This is a genomic window from Klebsiella sp. MBT K-1, from assembly GCF_002556465.1.
Taxonomy (GTDB): domain Bacteria; phylum Pseudomonadota; class Gammaproteobacteria; order Enterobacterales; family Enterobacteriaceae; genus Klebsiella; species Klebsiella grimontii.
This window is the reverse complement of record NZ_PDEL01000023.1, coordinates 61,715-85,844: the sequence shown is the minus strand read 5'-3', so window position 1 is coordinate 85,844 and position 24,130 is coordinate 61,715. Positions and strand designations below refer to the sequence as shown.

20 protein-coding genes are annotated in these 24,130 nt (G+C 61.3%); 17 read left to right on the top strand and 3 right to left on the bottom strand.

The genetic code is table 11. The annotated features are described in order from the left end of the window. Positions 1-157 precede the first annotated feature (157 nt). Positions 158-2,260 (bottom strand): elongation factor G, encoded by a 2,103-nt coding sequence (gene fusA / locus CMQ96_RS26115; protein ID WP_024360004.1) that lies wholly within the window; start codon positions 2,258-2,260, stop codon positions 158-160. A gap of 238 nt (positions 2,261-2,498) precedes the next feature. Here fusA and CMQ96_RS26105 point away from each other — a divergent pair, with 238 nt between their 5' ends. After that, positions 2,499-2,810, top strand: a complete 312-nt coding sequence (locus tag CMQ96_RS26105) for a helix-turn-helix transcriptional regulator (RefSeq protein WP_004138790.1) — start codon at positions 2,499-2,501, stop codon at positions 2,808-2,810. 7 nt (positions 2,811-2,817) lie between these two features. Here CMQ96_RS26105 and nifJ read toward each other — a convergent pair whose 3' ends face one another. Continuing rightward, positions 2,818-6,333 carry a pyruvate:ferredoxin (flavodoxin) oxidoreductase gene (nifJ, locus tag CMQ96_RS26100; protein WP_098067553.1) on the bottom strand — a complete coding sequence of 1,172 codons (3,516 nt, stop codon included), beginning with the start codon at positions 6,331-6,333 and terminating at the stop codon, positions 2,818-2,820. A 404-nt stretch (positions 6,334-6,737) separates the two neighbouring features. Between nifJ and nifH the strand changes: the two genes are divergently transcribed. The 14 genes from nifH (at position 6,738) to nifM (ending at position 20,091) form a co-directional block, all read left to right on the top strand. Further along, positions 6,738-7,619 carry a nitrogenase iron protein gene (gene nifH / locus CMQ96_RS26095; protein WP_004122384.1) on the top strand — a complete coding sequence of 294 codons (882 nt, stop codon included), beginning with the start codon at positions 6,738-6,740 and terminating at the stop codon, positions 7,617-7,619. Positions 7,620-7,635: 16 nt separating this feature from the next. Beyond that, the gene (nifD, locus tag CMQ96_RS26090; RefSeq protein ID WP_004138788.1) at positions 7,636-9,084 is read left to right on the top strand and encodes a nitrogenase molybdenum-iron protein alpha chain; all 1,449 of its coding nucleotides are present in this window, start codon (positions 7,636-7,638) and stop codon (positions 9,082-9,084) included. 55 nt (positions 9,085-9,139) lie between these two features. Beyond that, positions 9,140-10,702, top strand: a complete 1,563-nt coding sequence (nifK, locus tag CMQ96_RS26085) for a nitrogenase molybdenum-iron protein subunit beta (protein WP_004138787.1) — start codon at positions 9,140-9,142, stop codon at positions 10,700-10,702. 39 nt (positions 10,703-10,741) lie between these two features. Beyond that, on the top strand, positions 10,742-10,960 hold the full coding sequence (gene nifT / locus CMQ96_RS26080) for a putative nitrogen fixation protein NifT (RefSeq protein ID WP_004122392.1): 219 nt from the start codon (positions 10,742-10,744) through the stop codon (positions 10,958-10,960). Positions 10,961-10,970: 10 nt separating this feature from the next. Then, entirely contained in the window at positions 10,971-11,633 is a 663-nt protein-coding gene (locus tag CMQ96_RS26075; RefSeq protein WP_024360007.1) for a NifB/NifX family molybdenum-iron cluster-binding protein, read from the top strand. Between the two features lie 321 nt (positions 11,634-11,954). Further along, the gene (nifE, locus tag CMQ96_RS26070; RefSeq protein ID WP_064342936.1) at positions 11,955-13,328 is read left to right on the top strand and encodes a nitrogenase iron-molybdenum cofactor biosynthesis protein NifE; all 1,374 of its coding nucleotides are present in this window, start codon (positions 11,955-11,957) and stop codon (positions 13,326-13,328) included. Positions 13,329-13,338: 10 nt separating this feature from the next. After that, a complete protein-coding gene (gene nifN, locus CMQ96_RS26065) occupies positions 13,339-14,724 on the top strand; it encodes a nitrogenase iron-molybdenum cofactor biosynthesis protein NifN (protein ID WP_024360009.1) in 1,386 nt (461 codons plus the stop codon). Further along, complete coding sequence (locus CMQ96_RS26060) at positions 14,711-15,181, top strand: NifB/NifX family molybdenum-iron cluster-binding protein (RefSeq protein WP_004122400.1); 471 nt, start codon at positions 14,711-14,713, stop codon at positions 15,179-15,181. Before nifN ends, CMQ96_RS26060 begins: the two co-directional genes overlap by 14 nt. 195 nt (positions 15,182-15,376) lie before the next feature. After that, positions 15,377-16,201 carry a Fe-S cluster assembly protein NifU gene (nifU, locus tag CMQ96_RS26055; protein WP_004122401.1) on the top strand — a complete coding sequence of 275 codons (825 nt, stop codon included), beginning with the start codon at positions 15,377-15,379 and terminating at the stop codon, positions 16,199-16,201. A gap of 30 nt (positions 16,202-16,231) precedes the next feature. After that, positions 16,232-17,434: a cysteine desulfurase NifS gene (gene nifS / locus CMQ96_RS26050; protein WP_024360010.1), complete on the top strand. Its 1,203-nt coding sequence runs from the start codon at positions 16,232-16,234 to the stop codon at positions 17,432-17,434. Positions 17,435-17,448: 14 nt separating this feature from the next. After that, the gene (gene nifV / locus CMQ96_RS26045) at positions 17,449-18,591 is read left to right on the top strand and encodes a homocitrate synthase (RefSeq protein ID WP_024360011.1); all 1,143 of its coding nucleotides are present in this window, start codon (positions 17,449-17,451) and stop codon (positions 18,589-18,591) included. Then, entirely contained in the window at positions 18,591-18,851 is a 261-nt protein-coding gene (locus CMQ96_RS26040; protein WP_004122407.1) for a nitrogenase-stabilizing/protective protein NifW, read from the top strand. The genes nifV and CMQ96_RS26040 overlap by 1 nt, the downstream gene beginning before the upstream one ends. Further along, positions 18,848-19,294 carry a nitrogen fixation protein NifZ gene (locus tag CMQ96_RS26035; protein ID WP_024360013.1) on the top strand — a complete coding sequence of 149 codons (447 nt, stop codon included), beginning with the start codon at positions 18,848-18,850 and terminating at the stop codon, positions 19,292-19,294. The genes CMQ96_RS26040 and CMQ96_RS26035 overlap by 4 nt, the downstream gene beginning before the upstream one ends. Beyond that, positions 19,291-20,091, top strand: a complete 801-nt coding sequence (gene nifM / locus CMQ96_RS26030; RefSeq protein WP_049089493.1) for a nitrogen fixation protein NifM — start codon at positions 19,291-19,293, stop codon at positions 20,089-20,091. Before CMQ96_RS26035 ends, nifM begins: the two co-directional genes overlap by 4 nt. A 23-nt stretch (positions 20,092-20,114) precedes the next feature. Here the strand turns inward: nifM and CMQ96_RS26025 are convergent, their stop codons facing one another. Beyond that, positions 20,115-20,645 carry a flavodoxin gene (locus CMQ96_RS26025; protein WP_004138775.1) on the bottom strand — a complete coding sequence of 177 codons (531 nt, stop codon included), beginning with the start codon at positions 20,643-20,645 and terminating at the stop codon, positions 20,115-20,117. 321 nt (positions 20,646-20,966) lie between these two features. Between CMQ96_RS26025 and nifL the strand changes: the two genes are divergently transcribed. Together nifL and nifA are read left to right on the top strand one after the other, a co-directional pair. Continuing rightward, positions 20,967-22,454, top strand: coding sequence for a nitrogen fixation negative regulator NifL (gene nifL / locus CMQ96_RS26020; RefSeq protein WP_049085768.1), 1,488 nt, complete (start codon positions 20,967-20,969; stop codon positions 22,452-22,454). Continuing rightward, positions 22,451-24,025: a nif-specific transcriptional activator NifA gene (nifA, locus tag CMQ96_RS26015; RefSeq protein WP_004138773.1), complete on the top strand. Its 1,575-nt coding sequence runs from the start codon at positions 22,451-22,453 to the stop codon at positions 24,023-24,025. The genes nifL and nifA overlap by 4 nt, the downstream gene beginning before the upstream one ends. Positions 24,026-24,130: the final 105 nt, after the last annotated feature.

The following is a 24,130-nucleotide window of genomic DNA, read 5'->3' as shown; positions in this document are numbered from 1 at the left end:
ACGACAGCGCGGGATGTCGCTGTCGTTGTTGTGCCTGTCATCCGGGAGCCGGAGAAGATGACAGTGGTGAAAAGAGTTGCAGGCGTTCACAGTATCTACAAGCCCGCAGGTTTTGTAGCCCGGACAGATGCGCAGCATCGCCTCCGGGAAACGTTGCTTAGCCTTTAGCGCGGCTGGCGATAATCGCCTCTGCTACGTTGCGCGGGGCTTCCGCGTAATGGTGGAACTCCATACTGTAGGTCGCCCGGCCCTGGGACATTGAACGCAGCGTGGTGGAATAGCCAAACATCTCGGCCAGCGGCACGTCGGCGCGGATAATCTGGCTGCCGAACCGCTCCTCCATCCCCTGCACCATTCCGCGACGGGAAGAGAGATCGCCCATGATATTCCCGGCGTACTCTTCCGGGGTCTCCACTTCCACGTGCATCACCGGTTCAAGAATAACCGGGTCGGCCCTGCGCGCCCCTTCCTTGAAGCCAAATATCGCCGCCATGCGGAAAGCCATCTCCGACGAGTCGACGTCATGATACGAACCAAACGTCAGTGTCGCCTTGATATCCACCACCGGATAGCCCGCCAGCACGCCAGTGCCCATCGCTTCGCGCAGCCCTTTTTCCACCGAAGGGATGTACTCGCGCGGCACCACGCCGCCTTTGGTCGCGTCTTCAAACACGAAACCGCTCCCCGGCTCCAGCGGTTCAAGGGTCAGCACCACGTGGCCGTACTGCCCTTTACCGCCGGACTGGCGGACAAACTTGCCTTCCACCTCTTTGACCGTTTTGCGGATCGTCTCGCGATAGGTCACCTGCGGACGCCCGATATTCGCCTCAACGCCAAACTCGCGCTTCATGCGGTCGACGATAATCTCCAGATGCAGCTCGCCCATCCCGGAAATGATCGTCTGGCCGGACTCCTCGTCAGTATGCAGACGAAACGACGGATCTTCCGCCGCCAGCCGCTGCAAGGCGATACCCATTTTCTCCTGATCGGCTTTGGTTTTCGGTTCAATCGCCAGCGAAATCACCGGCTCCGGGAACTCCATCCGTTCGAGGGTAATCACCGCATCCGGGGCGCACAGCGTGTCGCCGGTAGTGACATCCTTCAGGCCGACGCAGGCGGCAATATCCCCGGCGTGCAGTTCGTCCACCTCATGGCGATCGTTGGCCTGCATCAGCACGATGCGTCCGATGCGTTCTTTCTTGCCTTTCACCGGATTCCACACCGCATCGCCTTTTTTCAACGTCCCGGAATAGACGCGGATAAAGGTCAGCTGTCCGACATAGGGGTCGGTCATCAGCTTGAAGGCCAGCGCCGAGAACGGTTCGTCGTCGTTCGGGTGACGTTCAGCAGGTTGCCCTTTCTCATCCACGCCCTGAATCGCCGGGATATCCAGCGGCGACGGCATCAGCTCAACCACCGCATCGAGCATCCGCTGCACGCCTTTGTTTTTAAACGCGCTGCCGCACAGCACCGCCTGGATTTCGCCCTTCACCGTACGCTGGCGCAGTCCGGCAACGATTTCCGCCTCGCTCAACTCGCCGGTTTCGAGATACTTATCCATCAGTTCGTCGTTGGCTTCCGCCGCCGCCGAGACCATTTTCTCCCGCCACAGCCGGGCGGTTTCCACGAGATCGTCAGGCACCGGCGCATAGCTGAAGGTCATCCCCTGGGTGGCGTCGTCCCACAAAATGGCGCGCATTTTGATGAGATCCACCACCCCGGTAAAGTGCTCTTCGGCGCCAACCGGGATCACAATCGGTACCGGATTGGCCTTCAGGCGATCGGTCATCATCTGCACCACGCGGAAAAAATCCGCGCCGGGACGGTCCATCTTGTTGACGAAGGCCAGCCGCGGGACGTGGTATTTATTCGCCTGCCGCCAGACCGTTTCCGACTGCGGCTGCACGCCGCCGACGGAGTCGTAAACCATCACCGCGCCGTCCAGGACGCGCATGGAGCGTTCCACTTCGATGGTAAAATCCACGTGCCCTGGGGTATCGATGATGTTAATCCTGTGCGGCTCGAAGCTGCGGTCCATACCGGGCCAGAAGCAGCTCACCGCCGCGGAGGTAATGGTGATCCCGCGCTCCTGCTCCTGCGCCATCCAGTCGGTGGTTGCCGCGCCATCGTGTACTTCCCCCAGCTTGTGACTCATCCCGGTATAAAACAGGATGCGCTCGGTGGTGGTGGTTTTGCCGGCATCGATATGCGCGGAGATACCGATGTTGCGATAACGTTCGAGGGGGATGGGTCGGGGCATGATGCGTCCTTAGTCATTTTGACTGTCAGCAGGCGGCCGGAATTGGCCGCCGTTCATATAACGGCATCTATCATAGTACAACTGTACGAGTATATTCGAACTATTTTTGCTATCGTTACTATTGGTGAAGCTGCGACGACGCGCGTGGCTTTAGAAAAGCAGTTTGGGTATATTACCGGCCAGCCGCCGATACGGGCCGCTGCTCGTAAGGCAGCGCAACCGCCGACACAGGAATAGTATGATCGCCAATCACCCCGAACGTGAACAAATTCGCCTCGAAAATGTCCTTTTCGCCCTCGGTAACCCGCTACGGCTTGAGATTATCCGCATCCTTGCCGACGGAAGCGAGCAGAGCTGTAACGCCCTGCGTCACGAAGATGTGGCGAAGTCGACCATGACCCACCACTGGCGCGTCCTGCGCGACAGCGGTGTGATCTGGCAGCGCCCACAGGGGCGGGAGAACTTGATTTCGCTGCGCCGGGAAGATTTAGACGCGCGCTTTCCCGGCCTGCTGGATACGCTGCTTAAGGTCATGCAGCAGGAGAACTAAAGGCCCGCTACTCCTCGCCGGCCAGCCGCCGATACTGGGCAAAGCGGGCCCGCGCGTCCTCCTCGGTTCGGCTAAAGAGCGCATCCGCCAGATGCGGCGTCGTTTTGTGCAGCGAGGCGTAGCGCACTTCGCCAAGCAAAAAGTCGCGGAAGCTCTCCTCCGGCTCTTCGGAATCGAGCATAAACGGCGTCTTACCTTCCGCTTCCCGCTGCGGATGATAGCGCCACAGGTGCCAGTATCCCGCCTCAACCGCCCGTTTCGCCTCGCGCTGGCTGCAGCGCATACCGGCTTTCAGCCCGTGGTTAATGCAGGCGGCGTAGGCAATCACCAGCGACGGTCCCGGCCAGGCTTCGGCCTCGGCGATCGCCCGTAGGGTCTGATCTTTATCAGCGCCCATCGCGACCTGGGCCACGTACACATTGCCGTAGCTCATCGCCATCATGCCGAGATCTTTTTTCCGCGTGCGTTTGCCCTGCGCGGCAAACTTCGCGATGGCCGCCACCGGGGTCGATTTAGACGACTGGCCGCCGGTATTGGAGTAAACCTCGGTGTCAAACACCAGAATATTGACGTCTTCCCCGCTCGCCAGCACGTGATCGAGACCGCCGAAGCCGATATCGTAGGCCCAGCCGTCGCCGCCGAAAATCCACTGCGAACGACGAACAAAATAGTCGCGGTTCTGCCACAGCTGCTCCAACAGCGGCACGCCCTCTTTTTCCGCCGCCAGCCGTTCGCTGAGCCGGTCCGCGCGCTCGCGGGTGCCCTCGCCTTCATCCTGCTTCGCCAGCCACTGGCGCATTGCGTCGCTAAGTTCGTCGCTGACCGGTAGCGCCAGCGCGGCGGTCATATCATCGGCGATTTGTTGACGCACCGCCTGGCCGCCGAGCATCATGCCGAGGCCAAACTCCGCATTATCCTCAAACAGCGAGTTCGCCCATGCCGGGCCGTGGCCGCGGTGGTTGGTGGTATAGGGAATCGACGGCGCGCTGGCTCCCCAGATAGAAGAGCAGCCGGTGGCGTTAGCGATCAGCATCCGGTCGCCAAACAGCTGGGTTATCAGGCGGGCATAAGGCGTTTCACCGCATCCCGCGCAGGCGCCGGAAAACTCCAGCAGCGGGGTTTCAAACTGGCTGCCTTTGACCGTCGTCTTACGAAACGGATTGCTCTTCGGCGTCAGCGCCAGCGCATAGTCCCAGACCGGCGCCATCTGACGCTGGCTATCGAGAGACTGCATTTTTAACGCCTTGCCGCGCGCGGGACAGATATCCACGCAGTTGCCGCAGCCGGAACAATCCAGCGGCGAAATAGCCAGATGGTAGTGATACTCCTTCGCTCCCTGCGCGGGTTTGCTCAGCAGCCCAACCGGCGCGGCGTCCTGCTCTTCGCCGTTGAGCAGCGCCGGGCGGATCGCCGCATGCGGGCAGATAAAGGCGCACTGGTTACACTGCGTGCAGCCCTCCGGCTGCCAGACCGGCACTTCCAGCGCGATCCCGCGTTTCTCCCACGCGGCGGTGCCCGAAGGAAACGTCCCGTCCTCCATACCGACAAACGCGCTCACCGGCAGCTGGTCGCCGCACTGGCGGTTCATCGGCTGCAGAATATCGCGGATGAAATCCGGCATCATGGCTGATGCTTGCGCCGCGGGTTCATCCAGCGTCGCCCAGTGCGCCGGAATCGTCACCTGATGCAGCGAGGCCATGCCCAGCTCGATCGCCCGCTGGTTCATCTCAATCACCGCCGCCCCTTTGCTGCCGTAGCTTTTTTCAACCGCCTGCTTGAGGTAATCCGCCGCGGTCTGCGGGTCGATAATCGCCGCCAGCTTAAAGAACGCCGCCTGCATCAGCATATTAAAGCGCCCGCCCAGCCCGAGCTCGCGGGCGATATCCACGGCGTTCAGGGTATAAAAATGGATATTTTCCCGCGCCAGATAGCGTTTGAAGCTGACCGGCAGATGCTGCTCCAGCTCCGCATCGGACCAGCTGCAGTTGAGTAAAAAGGTCCCGCCCGGCTTTAATCCGTCCAGCAGATCGTAGCGCTCAACGTAGGACTGCTGCGAACAGGAGATAAAATCGGCCCGATGGATCAGGTAGGGCGAATTGATCGGCCGGTCGCCGAAGCGTAAATGTGAAACGGTAATGCCGCCGGATTTTTTCGAGTCATAGGAAAAGTAGGCCTGCGCGTAGAGCGGCGTTTTATCGCCGATAATTTTGATCGCGCTTTTATTGGCCCCGACGGTGCCGTCCGAGCCCATGCCCCAAAATTTACAGGCGGTGATGCCGTCATGCGAGACCGACAGCATCTGCTGGCGCGGGGGCAACGAAGTAAAGGTTACATCATCGACAATCCCGAGGGTAAACCCGTCCATCGGCAGCGGTTTATTGAGGTTATCAAAGACGGCCGCGATATCGTTGGGCAGAACATCCTTACCGCCAAGCGCATAGCGGCCGCCGACGATTAGCGGCGCATCGTCGTGGTGGTAGAAGGCGTTTTTCACATCCAGGCACAGCGGTTCAGCCTGAGCGCCGGGCTCTTTGGTACGGTCAAGGACGGCAATCCGCTGCACGGTTTTCGGCAGCTGGGCGAAGAAGTGGGCCAGCGAAAAAGGGCGAAACAGATGCACGCTGAGCAGCCCGACCTTCTCTCCCGCCGCGTTCAGCGTATCCACCACTTCCTGAACGGTATCGCAGACCGATCCCATCGCAATAATCACCCGTTCGGCATCCGCCGCGCCGGTATAGTTAAACAGATGGTACTCCCGGCCGGTGAGCGCGCTGATTTGCGCCATATAGCTTTCGACAATGTCGGGCAGCGCCTGATAAAAACGGTTGCCCGCCTCCCGCTCCTGGAAGTAGATATCCGGGTTCTGCGCCGTTCCGCGGATGACCGGATGATCCGGATGCAGCGCGTTACGGCGGAAGCTGTCGAGCGCGGGCCGGTCCAGCAGCGTCGCCAGCTGCTCATATTCCAGCACCTCGATTTTTTGAATTTCGTGCGAGGTGCGAAAACCGTCGAAGAAGTTAACAAACGGGATGCGTCCCTTAATCGCCGCCAGATGCGCCACCGCCGACAAATCCATCACCTGCTGCACGTTATTCTCCGCCAGCATCGCGCAGCCGGTCTGGCGGACCGCCATCACATCCTGGTGATCGCCAAAAATATTCAGCGAATTGGTCGCCAGCGCCCGGGCGCTGACGTGAAAGACGCCCGGCAGCAGTTCACCGGCGATTTTGTACATGTTGGGGATCATCAGCAGCAGCCCCTGGGAGGCCGTATAGGTGGTGGTGAGCGCCCCGGCCTGCAGCGCGCCGTGGACCGCGCCTGCCGCGCCGGCCTCCGACTGCATCTCCATTAAGCGCACCGGCTGGCCAAAAAGGTTCTTTTTCCCCTGCGCCGCCCACTCGTCGACGTTTTCCGCCATCGGCGTGGAGGGGGTTATGGGGTAAATCGCCGCGACCTCGGTAAAGGCATAAGAGATCCAGGCCGCCGCGGCGTTGCCATCCATTGTTTTCATTTTTCCGGACATTGTTCAATCCTCGAAGGTGAGAGGCATCTTCGCCGCCTCAAATAAGCGGCAAACCCAGTTGTTGCCTCAAGCACAGCCTGTGCCAGCTCGCGGATGACAGAAGAGTTATCGCGAATTCAACGCGTTATGAAGAGAGTCGCCGCGCAGCGCGCAAAGAGATTGCGTGGAATAAGACACAGGGGGCGACAAGCTGTTGAACAGGCGACAAAGCGCCACCATGGCCCCGGCAGGCGCAATTGTTCTGTTTCCCACATTTGGTCGCCTTATTGTGCCGTTTTGTTTTACGTCCTGCGCGGCGAAAAATAACTAACTTCATAAAAATCATAAGAATACATAAACAGGCACGGCTGGTATGTTCCCTGCACTTCTCTGCTGGCAAACACTCAACAACAGGAGAAGTCACCATGACCATGCGTCAATGCGCTATTTACGGTAAAGGCGGTATCGGTAAATCCACCACCACGCAGAACCTCGTCGCCGCGCTGGCGGAGATGGGTAAGAAAGTGATGATCGTCGGCTGCGATCCGAAGGCGGACTCCACCCGTCTGATCCTGCACGCCAAAGCACAGAACACCATTATGGAGATGGCCGCGGAAGTCGGCTCGGTCGAGGACCTCGAACTCGAAGACGTGCTGCAAATTGGCTACGGCGACGTGCGCTGCGCGGAATCCGGCGGCCCGGAGCCAGGCGTCGGCTGCGCGGGACGCGGCGTGATCACGGCGATCAACTTTCTTGAAGAAGAAGGCGCCTACGAGGACGATCTCGATTTCGTGTTCTATGACGTGCTCGGCGACGTGGTCTGCGGCGGCTTCGCCATGCCGATCCGCGAAAACAAAGCCCAGGAGATCTACATCGTCTGCTCCGGCGAAATGATGGCGATGTACGCGGCCAACAATATCTCCAAAGGGATCGTTAAATACGCCAAATCCGGCAAGGTGCGCCTCGGCGGCCTGATCTGTAACTCACGTCAGACCGACCGTGAAGACGAACTGATTATTGCCCTGGCGGAAAAGCTCGGTACCCAGATGATCCACTTTGTGCCCCGCGACAACATCGTGCAGCGCGCGGAGATCCGCCGCATGACGGTTATCGAGTACGACCCCGCCTGTAAACAGGCCAACGAATACCGCACCCTGGCGCAGAAGATCGTCAACAACACCATGAAAGTGGTGCCGACGCCCTGCACCATGGATGAGCTGGAATCGCTGCTGATGGAGTTCGGCATCATGGAAGAGGAAGACACCAGCATCATTGGCAAAACCGCCGCCGAAGAAAACGCGGCCTGAGCACAGGACAATTATGATGACCAACGCAACGGGCGAACGTAATCTGGCGCTGATCCAGGAAGTCCTGGAGGTGTTCCCGGAAACCGCGCGAAAAGAGCGCAGAAAGCACATGATGGTCAGCGATCCGGAAATGGAGAGCGTCGGCAAGTGCATTATCTCTAACCGCAAATCACAACCCGGCGTAATGACCGTACGCGGCTGCGCCTACGCCGGTTCCAAAGGGGTGGTATTTGGGCCGATCAAGGATATGGCCCATATTTCACACGGACCGGTCGGCTGCGGCCAGTATTCCCGCGCCGGACGACGCAACTATTACACCGGAGTCAGCGGCGTCGATAGCTTCGGCACGCTGAACTTCACCTCTGATTTTCAGGAGCGCGACATCGTCTTCGGCGGCGATAAAAAGCTCAGCAAGCTGATTGAAGAGATGGAGCTGCTGTTCCCGCTCACCAAAGGGATCACCATTCAGTCGGAATGCCCGGTGGGGCTGATCGGTGATGATATCAGCGCGGTGGCCAACGCCAGCAGCAAGGCGCTGGATAAACCGGTGATCCCGGTACGCTGCGAAGGCTTTCGCGGCGTGTCGCAGTCTCTGGGGCACCATATCGCCAACGACGTGGTGCGCGACTGGATCCTGAACAATCGCGAAGGACAGCCATTTGAAACCACCCCTTACGATGTGGCGATCATCGGCGACTACAACATCGGCGGCGACGCCTGGGCCTCGCGCATTCTGCTGGAAGAGATGGGGCTACGGGTAGTCGCGCAGTGGTCCGGCGACGGCACGCTGGTGGAGATGGAGAATACCCCATTCGTCAAGCTGAACCTGGTTCACTGCTACCGTTCGATGAACTATATCGCCCGCCATATGGAGGAGAAACATCAGATTCCGTGGATGGAGTACAACTTCTTCGGGCCGACCAAAATCGCCGAATCGCTGCGCAAAATCGCCGACCAGTTCGACGATACGATTCGCGCCAACGCCGAAGCGGTGATCGCCCGGTATGAGGGGCAGATGGCGGCGATTATCGCCAAATATCGCCCGCGCCTGGAGGGGCGTAAGGTGCTGCTCTATATGGGCGGCCTGCGGCCGCGCCACGTTATTGGCGCCTATGAGGATCTCGGGATGGAGATCATCGCCGCCGGCTACGAGTTTGCCCATAACGATGATTACGACCGCACCCTGCCGGATCTGAAAGAGGGCACGCTGCTGTTCGATGACGCCAGCAGCTACGAGCTGGAAGCGTTCGTCAAGGCGCTGAAGCCCGACCTTATCGGCTCCGGCATCAAGGAAAAATATATCTTCCAGAAAATGGGCGTGCCGTTCCGCCAGATGCACTCGTGGGACTATTCCGGCCCGTACCACGGCTACGATGGTTTCGCCATTTTCGCCCGCGATATGGATATGACCCTGAACAACCCGGCGTGGAACGAACTGACCGCTCCGTGGCTGAAGTCTGCGTGATTGCCCACTCACTGTCCCGTCTGTTCACCGATTTGTGGCGCGGGAGGAGAACACCATGAGCCAAACGATTGATAAAATTAATAGCTGTTATCCGCTATTCGAACAGGATGAATACCAGGAGCTGTTCCGCAATAAGCGGCAGCTGGAAGAGGCGCACGATGCGCAGCGCGTGCAGGAGGTCTTTGCCTGGACCACCACCGCCGAGTATGAAGCGCTGAACTTCCAGCGCGAGGCGCTGACCGTTGACCCGGCGAAAGCCTGCCAGCCGCTTGGCGCGGTGCTTTGCTCGCTGGGATTTGCCAACACCCTGCCGTATGTGCACGGCTCTCAGGGGTGCGTGGCCTACTTTCGCACCTATTTTAACCGCCATTTCAAAGAGCCGATCGCCTGCGTCTCCGACTCGATGACCGAAGACGCGGCGGTCTTCGGCGGCAACAACAATATGAACCTGGGCCTGCAGAACGCCAGCGCGCTGTACAAACCGGAGATCATTGCGGTGTCCACCACCTGCATGGCGGAAGTTATCGGCGATGACCTGCAGGCGTTTATCGCCAACGCCAAAAAAGATGGCTTCGTCGACAGCAGCATCGCCGTGCCCCACGCCCATACGCCAAGCTTTATCGGCAGCCACGTCACCGGCTGGGATAACATGTTTGAAGGCTTCGCCAAAACCTTCACTGCGGACTACCAGGGGCAGCCGGGCAAACTGCCGAAGCTCAATCTGGTGACCGGCTTTGAAACCTATCTCGGCAACTTCCGCGTATTAAAGCGGATGATGGAACAGATGGCGGTGCCGTGCAGCCTGCTCTCCGATCCGTCGGAAGTTCTCGACACGCCCGCCGACGGCCACTATCGGATGTATTCCGGCGGCACCACGCAGCAGGAGATGAAAGAGGCCCCTGACGCCATCGATACGCTGCTCCTGCAGCCGTGGCAGCTGCTGAAGAGCAAAAAAGTGGTGCAGGAGATGTGGAACCAGCCCGCCACCGAGGTCGCCATTCCGCTGGGGCTGGCCGCCACCGATGAACTGCTGATGACCGTCAGCCAGCTTAGCGGCAAGCCGATTGCCGACGCCCTCACCCTTGAGCGCGGCCGGCTGGTTGACATGATGCTCGACTCCCACACCTGGCTGCACGGCAAGAAGTTTGGCCTGTACGGCGATCCGGACTTCGTGATGGGCCTCACCCGCTTCCTGCTGGAACTGGGCTGCGAGCCAACGGTGATCCTGAGCCATAACGCCAACAAACGCTGGCAAAAAGCGATGAACAAAATGCTCGATGCCTCGCCGTACGGGCGCGATAGCGAAGTGTTTATCAACTGCGATTTGTGGCACTTCCGTTCGCTGATGTTCACCCGTCAGCCGGACTTTATGATCGGCAACTCCTACGGCAAGTTTATCCAGCGCGATACCCTGGCGAAGGGTAAAGCCTTTGAAGTGCCGCTTATCCGCCTCGGCTTTCCGCTGTTCGACCGCCACCATCTGCACCGCCAGACAACCTGGGGTTATGAAGGGGCGATGAACATTGTGACGACGCTGGTGAACGCCGTGCTGGAGAAACTGGATAGCGATACCAGCCAGCTGGGCAAAACCGATTACAGCTTCGATCTCGTCCGTTAACCATCAGGTGCCCCGCGTCATGCGGGGCCAGGAGGGAGTATGCCCATCGTGATTTTCCGTGAGCGCGGCGCGGACCTGTACGCCTATATCGCGAAACAGGATCTGGAAGCGCGAGTGATCCAGATTGAGCATAACGACGCTGAACGCTGGGGCGGCGCGATTTCGCTGGAGGGGGGACGCCGCTACTACGTGCATCCGCAGCCGGGGCGTCCCGTCTTTCCGATAAGCCTGCGCGCGACGCGCAATACCTTGATATAAGGAGCTGGTGATGTCCGACAACGATACCCTATTCTGGCGTATGCTGGCGCTGTTTCAGTCTCTGCCGGACCTACAGCCGGCGCAAATCGTCGACTGGCTGGCGCAGGAGAGCGGCGAGACGCTGACGCCAGAGCGTCTGGCGACCCTGACCCAGCCGCAGCTGGCCGCCAGCTTTCCCTCCGCGACGGCGGTGATGTCCCCCGCTCGCTGGTCGCGGGTGATGGCGAGCCTGCAGGGCGCGCTGCCCGCCCATTTACGCATCGTTCGCCCTGCCCAGCGCACGCCGCAGCTGCTGGCGGCATTTTGCTCCCAGGATGGGCTGGTGATTAACGGCCATTTCGGCCAGGGACGACTGTTTTTTATCTACGCGTTCGATGAACAAGGCGGCTGGTTGTACGATCTGCGCCGCTATCCCTCCGCCCCCCACCAGCAGGAGGCCAACGAAGTGCGCGCCCGGCTTATTGAGGACTGTCAGCTGCTGTTTTGCCAGGAGATAGGCGGGCCCGCCGCCGCGCGACTGATCCGCCATCGCATCCACCCGATGAAAGCGCAGCCCGGGACGACGATTCAGGCACAGTGCGAGGCGATCAATACGCTGCTGGCCGGCCGTTTGCCGCCGTGGCTGGCGAAGCGGCTTAACAGGGATAACCCTCTGGAAGAACGCGTTTTTTAATCCCTGTTTTGTGCTTGTTGCCCGCTGACCCCGCGGGCTTTTTTTCGCGTATGGACGCTCTTCCCCACGTTACGCTCAGGGGAATATTCCGTTCACGGTTGTTCCGGGCTTCTTGATGCGCCTAACCCCCTCGCTGCCAGCCTTTCATCAACAAATAGCCATGCCAGCGCGATAGGTCATAAGCATCACATGCCGCCATCCCTTGTCCGATTGTTGGCTTTGTCGCAAAGCCAACAACCTCTTTTCTTTAAAAATCAAGGCTCCGCTTCTGGAGCGCGAATTGCATCTTCCCCCTCATCCCCCACCGTCAACGAGGTCACTATGAAGGGAAATGAAATTCTGGCGCTGCTGGATGAACCGGCCTGTGAACACAACCATAAACAAAAATCCGGCTGCAGCGCGCCCAAACCCGGCGCCACCGCCGGCGGCTGCGCGTTCGACGGCGCGCAGATAACCCTGCTGCCCATCGCCGACGTGGCGCATCTGGTCCACGGCCCCATCGGCTGCGCCGGAAGCTCATGGGATAACCGCGGCAGCGCCAGCTCCGGCCCCACCCTTAATCGGCTCGGGTTCACTACCGATCTCAACGAACAGGACGTGATTATGGGCCGCGGCGAACGCCGCCTGTTTCACGCCGTGCGCCATATCGTCACCCGCTATCATCCGGCGGCGGTCTTTATCTACAACACCTGCGTACCGGCCATGGAGGGCGATGACCTGGAAGCGGTATGCCAGGCCGCGCAGACCGCCACCGGCGTACCGGTTATCGCTATTGACGCCGCCGGTTTCTACGGCAGTAAAAATCTCGGTAACCGGCTGGCGGGCGACGTCATGGTCAAACGGGTCATCGGCCAGCGCGAGCCCGCCCCCTGGCCGGAGAGCACGCCCTTTACCCCGGAGCAGCGTCACGATATTGGCCTGATTGGCGAATTCAATATTGCCGGCGAGTTCTGGCATATTCAGCCGCTGCTCGACGAACTGGGGATCCGCGTGCTCGGCAGCCTCTCCGGCGATGGCCGCTTCGCCGAGATCCAGACCATGCACCGGGCGCAGGCCAATATGCTGGTCTGCTCGCGGGCGTTAATTAACGTCGCCAGAGCCCTGGAGCAGCGCTACGGCACGCCGTGGTTCGAAGGCAGCTTTTACGGGATCCGCGCCACCTCTGACGCCCTGCGCCAGCTGGCGGCGCTGCTGGGCGACGACGACCTTCGCCAGCGCACCGAAGCGCTGATTGCGCGGGAGGAACAGGCGGCGGAACAGGCGCTACAGCCGTGGCGCGAACAGCTGCGCGGCCGCAAAGCGCTGCTCTATACCGGCGGGGTGAAATCCTGGTCGGTGGTATCGGCGCTGCAGGATTTGGGCATGACCGTGGTGGCAACCGGCACGCGTAAATCCACCGAAGAGGATAAACAGCGGATCCGCGAGCTGATGGGCGAAGAGGCGGTAATGCTGGAAGAGGGCAACGCCCGCACGCTGCTGGATGTGGTCTATCGCTATCAGGCCGACCTGATGATTGCCGGCGGACGCAATATGTACACCGCCTATAAAGCCAGGCTGCCGTTTCTCGATATCAATCAGGAGCGCGAACACGCCTTCGCTGGCTATCAGGGGATCGTCACCCTCGCCCGCCAGCTGTGTCAGACCATCAACAGCCCCATCTGGCCGCAAACCCATTCTCGCGCCCCGTGGCGCTAAGGAGCTCACCATGGCAGACATTTTCCGCACCGATAAGCCGCTGGCGGTCAGCCCCATCAAAACCGGCCAGCCGCTCGGCGCAATCCTCGCCAGCCTCGGGATCGAACACAGCATCCCTCTGGTCCACGGCGCGCAGGGGTGCAGCGCCTTCGCCAAAGTCTTTTTTATTCAACATTTCCACGATCCGGTTCCCCTGCAGTCAACGGCGATGGACCCCACGTCGACGATTATGGGCGCGGACGGCAATATTTTTACCGCCCTGGATACCCTCTGCCAGCGCAACAATCCGCAGGCTATCGTACTGCTCAGCACCGGGCTGTCGGAGGCCCAGGGCAGCGATATTTCCCGCGTGGTTCGCCAGTTTCGCGAAGAGTATCCCCGTCACAAGGGGGTGGCGATATTGACGGTTAACACGCCGGATTTTTATGGCTCCATGGAGAACGGCTTCAGCGCGGTGCTAGAGAGCGTCATTGAGCAGTGGGTGCCGCCGGCGCCGCGCCCGGCTCAGCGCAATCGCCGGGTCAATCTGCTGATCAGCCACCTCTGTTCGCCGGGTGATATCGAGTGGCTGCGCCGATGCGTCGAAGCCTTTGGCCTGCAGCCGGTAATCCTGCCGGATCTGGCGCAATCGATGGACGGCCACCTGGCGCAGGGCGATTTCTCGCCGCTGACCCAGGGCGGGACGCCGCTGCGCCAGATAGAGCAGATGGGACAAAGCCTGTGCAGCTTCGCCATTGGCGTCTCCCTTCATCGCGCCTCATCGCTGCTGGCCCCGCGCTGCCGCGGCGAGGTTATCGCCCTGCCGCACCTGATGACCCTCGAACGCTGCGACGCCTTTATTCATCAACTGGCGAAAATTTCCGGACGCGCCGTTCCCGAGTGGCTGGAACGCCAGCGCGGCCAGCTACAGGATGCGATGATCGACTGCCATATGTGGCTCCAGGGCCAGCGCATGGCGATAGCGGCGGAAGGCGATTTGCTGGCGGCGTGGTGTGATTTCGCCAACAGCCAGGGGATGCAGCCCGGCCCGCTGGTGGCCCCTACCGGTCATCCCAGCCTGCGCCAGCTGCCGGTGGAACGGGTGGTGCCGGGGGATCTCGAGGATCTGCAAACCCTGCTGTGCGCGCATCCCGCCGACCTGCTGGTGGCGAACTCGCACGCCCGCGACCTGGCGGAGCAGTTTGCGCTGCCGCTGGTGCGCGCGGGTTTTCCGCTCTTTGACAAGCTCGGCGAATTCCGCCGGGTACGACAGGGGTATAGCGGGATGCGCGATACGCTGTTTGAGCTGGCAAACCTGATGCGCGAGCGTCACCACCACCTCGCCCACTACCGATCGCCGCTGCGCCAGAACCCCGAATCGTCACTCTCCACAGGAGGCGCTTATGCCGCCGATTAACCGTCAGTTTGATATGGTCCACTCCGATGAGTGGTCTATGAAGGTCGCCTTCGCCAGCTCCGACTATCGTCACGTCGATCAGCACTTCGGCGCTACCCCGCGGCTGGTGGTGTACGGCGTCAAGGCGGATCGGGTCACTCTCATCCGGGTGGTTGATTTCTCGGTCGAGAACGGCCACCAGACGGAGAAGATCGCCAGGCGGATCCACGCCCTGGAGGATTGCGTCACGCTGTTCTGCGTGGCGATTGGCGACGCGGTTTTTCGCCAGCTGTTGCAGGTGGGCGTGCGTGCCGAACGCGTTCCCGCCGACACCACCATCGTCGGCTTACTGCAGGAGATTCAGCTCTACTGGTACGACAAAGGGCAGCGCAAAAATACGCGCCAGCGCGACCCGGAGCGCTTTACCCGTCTGCTGCAGGAGCAGGAGTGGCATGGGGATCCGGACCCGCGCCGCTAGCCGTGTCGTTTCTGTGACAAAGCCCACAAAACATCGCGACACTGTAGGACGAACCTTGTCAGGAATAATACTCAACCATTTGAAAAATATTAATTTTATTCTCTGGTATCGCAATTGCTAGTTCGTTATCGCCACCGCGCTTCCGCGGTGAACCGCGCCCCGGCGTTTTCCGTCAACATCCCTGGAGCTGACAGCATGTGGAATTACTCCGAGAAAGTGAAAGACCATTTTTTTAACCCCCGCAACGCGCGCGTGGTGGACAACGCCAACGCGGTAGGCGACGTCGGTTCGTTAAGCTGCGGCGATGCCCTGCGCCTGATGCTGCGCGTCGACCCGCAAAGCGAAATCATTGAGGAGGCGGGCTTCCAGACCTTCGGCTGCGGCAGCGCCATCGCCTCCTCCTCCGCGCTGACGGAGCTGATTATCGGCCATACCCTCGCCGAAGCCGGGCAGATAACCAATCAGCAGATTGCCGATTATCTCGACGGACTGCCGCCGGAGAAAATGCACTGCTCGGTGATGGGCCAGGAGGCCCTGCGCGCGGCCATCGCCAACTTTCGCGGCGAAAGCCTTGAAGAGGAGCACGACGAGGGCAAGCTGATCTGCAAATGCTTCGGCGTCGATGAAGGGCATATTCGCCGCGCGGTACAGAACAACGGGCTGACCACCCTTGCCGAGGTGATCAACTACACCAAAGCGGGCGGCGGCTGCACCTCTTGCCACGAAAAAATCGAGCTGGCGCTGGCGGAGATCCTCGCCCAGCAGCCGCAGACGACGCCAGCCGTGGCCAGCGGCAAAGATCCGCACTGGCAGAGCGTCGTCGATACCATCGCAGAACTGCGGCCGCATATTCAGGCCGACGGCGGCGATATGGCGCTACTCAGCGTCGCCAACCACCAGGTGACCGTCAGCCTCTCCGGCAGCTGTAGCGGCTGCATGATGACCGATATGACCCTGGCCTGGCTGCAGCAAAAACTGATGGAACGTACCGGCTGTTATATGGAAGTGGTGGCGGCCTGAGCCGCGGTTAACTGACCCAAGGGGGACAAGATGAAACAGGTTTATCTCGATAACAACGCCACCACCCGTCTGGACCCGATGGTCCTGGAAGCGATGATGCCCTTTTTGACCGATTTTTACGGCAACCCCTCGTCGATACACGATTTTGGCATTCCGGCCCAGGCGGCTCTGGAACGCGCGCACCAGCAGGCTGCGGCGCTGCTGGGCGCGGAGTATCCCAGCGAGATCATCTTTACCTCCTGCGCCACCGAAGCCACCGCCACCGCCATCGCCTCGGCGATCGCCCTGCTGCCGGAGCGTCGCGAAATCATCACCAGCGCGGTCGAACATCCGGCGACGCTGGCGGCCTGCGAGCACCTGGAGCGCCAGGGCTACCGGATTCATCGCATCGCGGTGGATAGCGAGGGGGCGCTGGACATGGCGCAGTTCCGCGCGGCGCTCAGCCCGCGCGTCGCGTTGGTCAGCGTGATGTGGGCGAATAACGAAACCGGAGTGCTTTTCCCGATCGGCGAAATGGCGGAGCTGGCCCATGAACAAGGGGCGCTGTTTCACTGCGATGCGGTGCAGGTGGTCGGGAAAATACCGATCGCCGTGGGCCAGACCCGCATCGATATGCTCTCCTGCTCGGCGCATAAGTTCCACGGGCCAAAAGGCGTAGGCTGTCTTTATCTGCGGCGGGGAACGCGCTTTCGCCCGCTGCTGCGCGGCGGTCACCAGGAGTACGGTCGGCGAGCCGGGACGGAAAATATCTGCGGAATCGTCGGCATGGGCGCGGCCTGCGAGCTGGCGAATATTCATCTGCCGGGAATGACGCATATCGGCCAATTGCGCGACAGGCTGGAGCATCGCCTGCTGGCCAGCGTGCCGTCGGTCATGGTAATGGGCGGCGGCCAGCCGCGGGTGCCCGGCACGGTGAATCTGGCCTTTGAGTTTATTGAAGGTGAAGCCATTCTGCTGCTGTTAAACCAGGCCGGGATCGCCGCCTCCAGCGGCAGCGCCTGCACCTCAGGCTCGCTGGAACCCTCCCACGTGATGCGGGCGATGAATATCCCCTACACCGCCGCCCACGGCACCATCCGCTTTTCTCTCTCGCGCTACACCCGGGAGAAAGAGATCGATTACGTCGTCGCCACGCTGCCGCCGATTATCGACCGGCTGCGCGCGCTGTCGCCCTACTGGCAGAACGGCAAGCCGCGCCCGGCGGACGCCGTATTCACGCCGGTTTACGGCTAAGGCGGAGGTGGCTGATGGAACGCGTGCTGATTAACGATACCACCCTGCGCGACGGCGAGCAGAGCCCCGGCGTCGCCTTTCGCACCAGCGAAAAGGTCGCCATTGCCGAGGCGCTTTACGCCGCAGGAATAACGACGATGGAGGTCGGCACCCCGGCGATGGGCGACGAGGAGATCGCGCGGATCCAGCTGGTGCGTCGCCAGCTGCCCGACGCGACCCTGATGACCTGGTGTCGGATGAACGCGCTGGAGATCCGCCAGAGCGCCGATCTGGGCATCGACTGGGTGGATATCTCGATTCCGGCTTCGGATAAGCTGCGGCAGTACAAACTGCGCGAGCCGCTGGCGGTGCTGCTGGAGCGGCTGGCGATGTTTATCCATCTTGCGCATACCCTCGGCCTGAAGGTATGCATCGGCTGCGAGGACGCCTCGCGGGCCAGCGGCCAGACCCTGCGCGCTATCGCCGAGGTCGCGCAGCAATGCGCCGCCGCCCGCCTGCGCTATGCCGATACGGTCGGCCTGCTCGACCCTTTTACCACCGCGGCGCAAATCTCGGCCCTGCGCGACGTCTGGTCCGGCGAGATCGAAATGCATGCCCATAACGATCTGGGTATGGCGACCGCCAATACGCTGGCGGCGGTAAGCGCCGGGGCCACCAGCGTGAATACGACGGTCCTCGGTCTCGGCGAGCGGGCGGGCAATGCGGCGCTGGAAACCGTCGCGCTGGGCCTTGAACGCTGCCTGGGCGTGGAGACCGGCGTGCATTTTTCGGCGCTGCCCGCGCTCTGTCAGAGGGTCGCGGAAGCCGCTCAGCGCGCCATCGACCCGCAGCAGCCGCTGGTCGGCGAGCTGGTGTTTACCCATGAGTCAGGTGTCCACGTGGCGGCGCTGCTGCGCGACAGCGAGAGCTACCAGTCCATCGCCCCTTCCCTGATGGGCCGCAGCTACCGGCTGGTGCTGGGCAAACACTCCGGGCGTCAGGCGGTCAACGGCGTTTTTGACCAGATGGGCTATCACCTCAACGCCGCGCAGATTAACCAGCTGCTGCCCGCCATCCGCCGCTTCGCCGAGAACTGGAAGCGCAGCCCGAAAGATTACGAGCTGGTGGCTATCTACGACGAGCTGTGCGGTGAATCCGCCCTGCGGGCGAGGGGGTAATGATGGAGTGGTTTTATCAAATTCCCGGCGTGGACGAACTTCGCTCCGCCGAATCTTTTTTTCAGTTTTTCGCCGTCCCCTACCAGCCCGAGCTGCTTGGCCGCTGCAGCCTGCCGGTGCTGGCAACGTTTCATCGCAAACTCCGCGCGGAGGTGCCGCTGCAAAACCGGCTCGAGGATAACGACCGCGCGCCCTGGCTGCTGGCGCGAAGACTGCTCGCGGAGAGCTATCAGCAACAGTTTCAGGAGAGCGGAACATGAGACCGAAATTCACCTTTAGCGAAGAGGTCCGCGTCGTACGCGCGATTCGTAACGACGGCACCGTGGCGGGCTTCGCGCCCGGCGCGCTGCTGGTCAGGCGCGGCAGCACCGGCTTTGTGCGCGACTGGGGCGTTTTTTTGCAAGATCAGATTATCTACCAGATCCACTTTCCGGAAACCGATCGGATCATCGGCTGCCGCGAGCAGGAGCTGATCCCCATCACCCAGCCGTGGCTGGCCGGAAATTTGCAATACGGGGATAGCGTGACCTGCCAGATGGCGCTCGCGGTCAACGGCGATGTGGTCGTGAGCGCCGGCCAGCGGGGACGCGTTGAGGCTACCGATCGGGGAGAGCTCGGCGACAGCTACACCGTCGACTTTAGCGGCCGCTGGTTCAGGGTCCCGGCGCAGGCCATCGCCCTTATAGAGGAAAGAGAAGAATGAACCCATGGCAACGTTTTGCCCGGCAGCGGCTAGCGCGCAGCCGCTGGAATCGCGATCCGGCGGCCCTGGATCCGGCCGATACGCCGGTTTTTGAACAGGCCTGGCAACGCCAGTGCCATATGGAGCAGACGATCGTCGCGCGGGTCCCTGAAGGCGATATTCCGGCGGCGTTGCTGGAGAATATCGCCGCCTCCCTTGCCATCTGGCTCGACGAGGGGGATTTTACGCCGCCCGAGCGCGCTGCCATCGTGCGCCATCACGCCCGGCTGGAACTCGCCTTTGCCGATATCGCCCGCCAGGCGCCGCAGCCGGATCTCTCTACGGTACAGGCATGGTATCTGCGCCACCAGACGCAGTTTATGCGCCCGGAACAGCGTCTGACCCGCCATTTACTGCTGACGGTCGATAACGACCGCGAAGCCGTGCACCAGCGGATCCTCGGCCTGTATCGGCAAATCAACGCCTCGCGGGACGCTTTCGCGCCGCTGGCCCAGCGCTATTCCCACTGCCCGAGCGCGCTGGAAGAGGGTCGTTTAGGCTGGATTAGCCGCGGCCTGCTCTATCCGCAGCTCGAGACCGCGCTGTTTTCACTGGCGGAAAACGCGCTAAGCCTTCCCATCGCCAGCGAATTGGGCTGGCATCTTTTATGGTGCGAAGCGATTCGCCCCGCCGCGCCCATGGAGCCGCAGCAGGCGCTGGAGAGCGCGCGCGATTATCTTTGGCAGCAGAGCCAGCAGCGCCATCAGCGCCAGTGGCTGGAACAGATGATTTCCCGTCAGCCGGGGCTGTGCGGGTAGCCTCGGCGGCTACCCGTTTACGCCTACAGCACGGTGCGTTTAATCTCCTCAAGCCAGCTCGCCAGACGCGCTTCGGTCTGGTCGAACTGGTTATCCTGATCCAGCACCAGCCCAACAAAGCGGTCGCCTTCCAGCGCCGAGGACGCGCTGAATTCATAACCCTCATTTGGCCAGCTGCCAATCATCTGCGCGCCGCGCGCGCTCAGGGCGTCGAACAGCGGGCGCATCCCGCTGACGAAGTTGTCCGGATAGCCTCTCTGATCGCCGAGGCCGAACAGCGCCACGGTTTTCCCTTTCAGGCTGGCGTCGTCGAGGCCGCTGATAAATTCGCTCCATGACTCGCTTTCGCATCCGGCCTCCAGCCCCGGCAGCTGGCCGTCGCCGAGCGTCGGCGTGCCCAGCAGCAGCACCGGATAGGCCATAAAGTCGTCCAGCGTCGTGCGGTTAATGTTGACCGGGGCATCCGCCAGCTCGCCCAGCTGCTTGTGAATCATTTTCGCGATTTTGCGGGTTTTACCGGTATCGGTGCCAAAGAAAATACCAATGTTCGCCATGTTGCGCTCCTGTCGGAAAAGGGGGTTGAAAATACGCGTTCTCGCAGGGGTATTGCGAAGGCTGTGCCAGGTTGCTTTGCACTATCGCGGCCCATCCCTGCCCCAAAACGATCGCTTCAGCCTCTTCCCGCCGCGCGCGGCGGGGCTGGCGGGGCACTTAAAATGCAAAAAGCGCCCGCTTTTCCCCTACCGGATCAATGTTTCTGCACATCACGCCGATAAGGGCGCACGGTTTGCATGGTTATCACCGTTCGGAAAACACCGCGGCGTCCCTGTCACGGTGTCGGACAAATTGTCATAACTGCGACACAGGAGTTTGCGATGACCCTGAATATGATGCTCGATAACGCCGTACCCGAGGCGATTGCCGGTGCGCTGACTCAACAACATCCGGGGCTGTTTTTTACAATGGTCGAACAGGCATCGGTAGCGATTTCCCTCACCGATGCCCGGGCGAATATTATCTACGCCAACCCGGCCTTTTGCCGCCAGACTGGATACTCGCTGGCGCAATTGCTCAATCAAAACCCGCGCCTGCTGGCCAGCAGCCAGACGCCGCGCGAGATCTACCAGGAGATGTGGCAAACCCTGCTCCAGCGCCAGCCGTGGCGCGGTCAGCTAATTAATCAGCGCCGCGACGGCGGCCTGTATCTGGTAGATATCGATATCACGCCGGTGCTGAATCCGCAGGGCGAGCTGGAGCATTATCTGGCGATGCAGCGGGATATCAGCGTCAGCTATACCCTGGAACAGCGGCTGCGCAATCATATGACGCTAATGGAAGCGGTGCTCAATAACATCCCCGCCGCCGTGGTCGTGGTCGATGAGCAGGATCGGGTGGTGATGGATAATCTCGCCTACAAAACGTTCTGCGCGGACTGCGGCGGGAAAGAGCTGCTGGTCGAGCTCCAGGTTTCCCCGCGCAAAATGGGGCCCGGCGCGGAGCAAATCCTGCCGGTGGTGGTTCGCGGCGCGGTCCGCTGGCTGTCGGTGACCTGCTGGGCGCTGCCCGGCGTGAGTGAAGAAGCCAGCCGCTACTTCGTCGACAGCGCCCCGGCGCGCACGCTGGTGGTGATCGCCGACTGTACCCAGCAGCGCCAGCAGCAGGAGCAGGGCCGGCTCGACCGTCTGAAACAGCAAATGACCGCCGGTAAGCTGCTGGCCGCGATTCGCGAGTCGCTGGACGCGGCGCTGATTCAGCTTAATTGCCCAATCAATATGCTGGCGGCGGCCCGCCGGCTGAACGGCGAAGGCAGCGGCAACGTGGCGCTGGACGCGGCGTGGCGCGAAGGTGAAGAGGCCATGGCGCGCCTGCAGCGCTGCCGCCCTTCTCTTGAGCTGGAAAGCAATGCCGTCTGGCCGCTTCAGCCCTTTTTTGACGACCTGTACGCCCTCTACCGCACCCGCTTTGACGATCGCGCGCGGCTGCAGGTGGACATGGCATCGCCGCATCTGGTCGGCTTCGGCCAGCGTACCCAGCTGCTGGCCTGCTTGAGTTTATGGCTCGACCGGACGCTGGCCCTCGCCGCCGAGCTACCCTCCGTACCGCTGGAGATCGAGCTTTACGCCGAAGAGGACGAGGGCTGGCTCTCTTTGTATCTCAACGACAATGTCCCGCTGCTGCAGGTGCGCTACGCCCACTCCCCCGATGCCCTAAACTCTCCCGGCAAAGGGATGGAGCTGCGGCTGATCCAAACGCTGGTCGCCTACCACCGCGGCGCGATTGAACTGGCTTCGCGACCGCAGGGAGGCACCAGCCTGGTTCTGCGTTTCCCGCTCTTTAATACCCTGACCGGAGGTGAGCAATGATCCATAAATCCGATTCGGACACCACCGTCAGACGTTTCGATCTCTCCCAGCAGTTTACCGCCATGCAGCGGATAAGCGTGGTGCTGAGTCGCGCCACCGAAGCGAGCAAAACCCTGCAGGAGGTCCTGAGCGTGCTACATAACGATGCGTTTATGCAGCACGGGATGATTTGCCTGTACGACAGCCAGCAGGAGATCCTGAGCATCGAAGCGCTGCAGCAAACGGAAGACCAGACGCTGCCCGGCAGTACGCAAATTCGCTACCGGCCGGGGGAAGGATTAGTCGGTACCGTGCTGGCGCAGGGCCAGTCGCTGGTGCTGCCGCGCGTCGCCGACGACCAGCGTTTTCTCGATCGTCTGAGCCTGTACGACTATGACCTGCCGTTTATCGCCGTTCCGCTGATGGGCCCCCACTCCCGGCCCATCGGCGTACTGGCGGCGCAGCCGATGGCGCGTCAGGAAGAGCGGCTGCCCGCCTGCACGCGCTTTCTCGAAACCGTCGCCAATCTGATCGCCCAGACGATTCGCCTGATGATCCTGCCAACCTCCGCCGCGCAGGCGCCGCAGCAGAGCCCCAGAATAGAGCGCCCGCGCGCCTGTACCCCTTCGCGCGGTTTCGGCCTGGAAAATATGGTCGGTAAAAGTCCGGCGATGCGGCAGATTATGGATATTATTCGTCAGGTTTCCCGCTGGGATACCACGGTGCTGGTACGCGGCGAGAGCGGCACCGGGAAAGAGCTCATCGCCAACGCCATCCACCATAATTCTCCGCGCGCCGCCGCGGCGTTCGTCAAATTTAACTGCGCGGCGCTGCCGGACAACCTGCTGGAGAGCGAGCTGTTTGGTCATGAGAAAGGCGCGTTTACCGGCGCGGTGCGCCAGCGGAAAGGCCGCTTTGAGCTGGCGGACGGCGGCACCTTATTCCTCGATGAGATCGGCGAAAGCAGCGCCTCGTTTCAGGCTAAGCTACTGCGTATTCTGCAAGAGGGGGAGATGGAGCGCGTCGGCGGCGACGAAACCCTGCGGGTCAACGTGCGCATTATCGCGGCGACCAACCGCCATCTGGAAGAGGAGGTGCGGCTGGGTCATTTCCGCGAGGATCTATACTACCGCCTGAACGTAATGCCTATCGCGCTGCCGCCGCTGCGCGAGCGCCAGGAGGATATCGCCGAGCTGGCGCACTTTCTGGTGCGAAAAATCGCCCACAGCCAGGGGCGAACGCTGCGCATCAGCGATGGGGCGATTCGCCTGCTGATGGAGTACAGCTGGCCGGGAAACGTGCGCGAACTGGAAAACTGTCTCGAACGTTCGGCGGTGCTGTCGGAAAGCGGCCTGATAGACCGGGACGTGATTCTGTTCAACCATCGCGATAACCCGCCGAAAGCGCTCGCCAGCAGCGGCCCGGCGGAGGACGGCTGGCTCGATAACAGCCTCGACGAGCGCCAACGGCTGATCGCCGCCCTGGAAAAAGCGGGCTGGGTGCAGGCCAAAGCGGCGCGGCTGCTCGGCATGACCCCGCGCCAGGTGGCGTATCGCATTCAGATTATGGATATCACCATGCCGCGACTGTGAAGCCTTATGTGAGATTCAGGACATTGTCGCCAGCGCGGCGGAATTGCGACAATTCAGGGACGCGGGTTGCCGGTTAAAAAGTCTACTTTTCATGCGGTTGCGAAA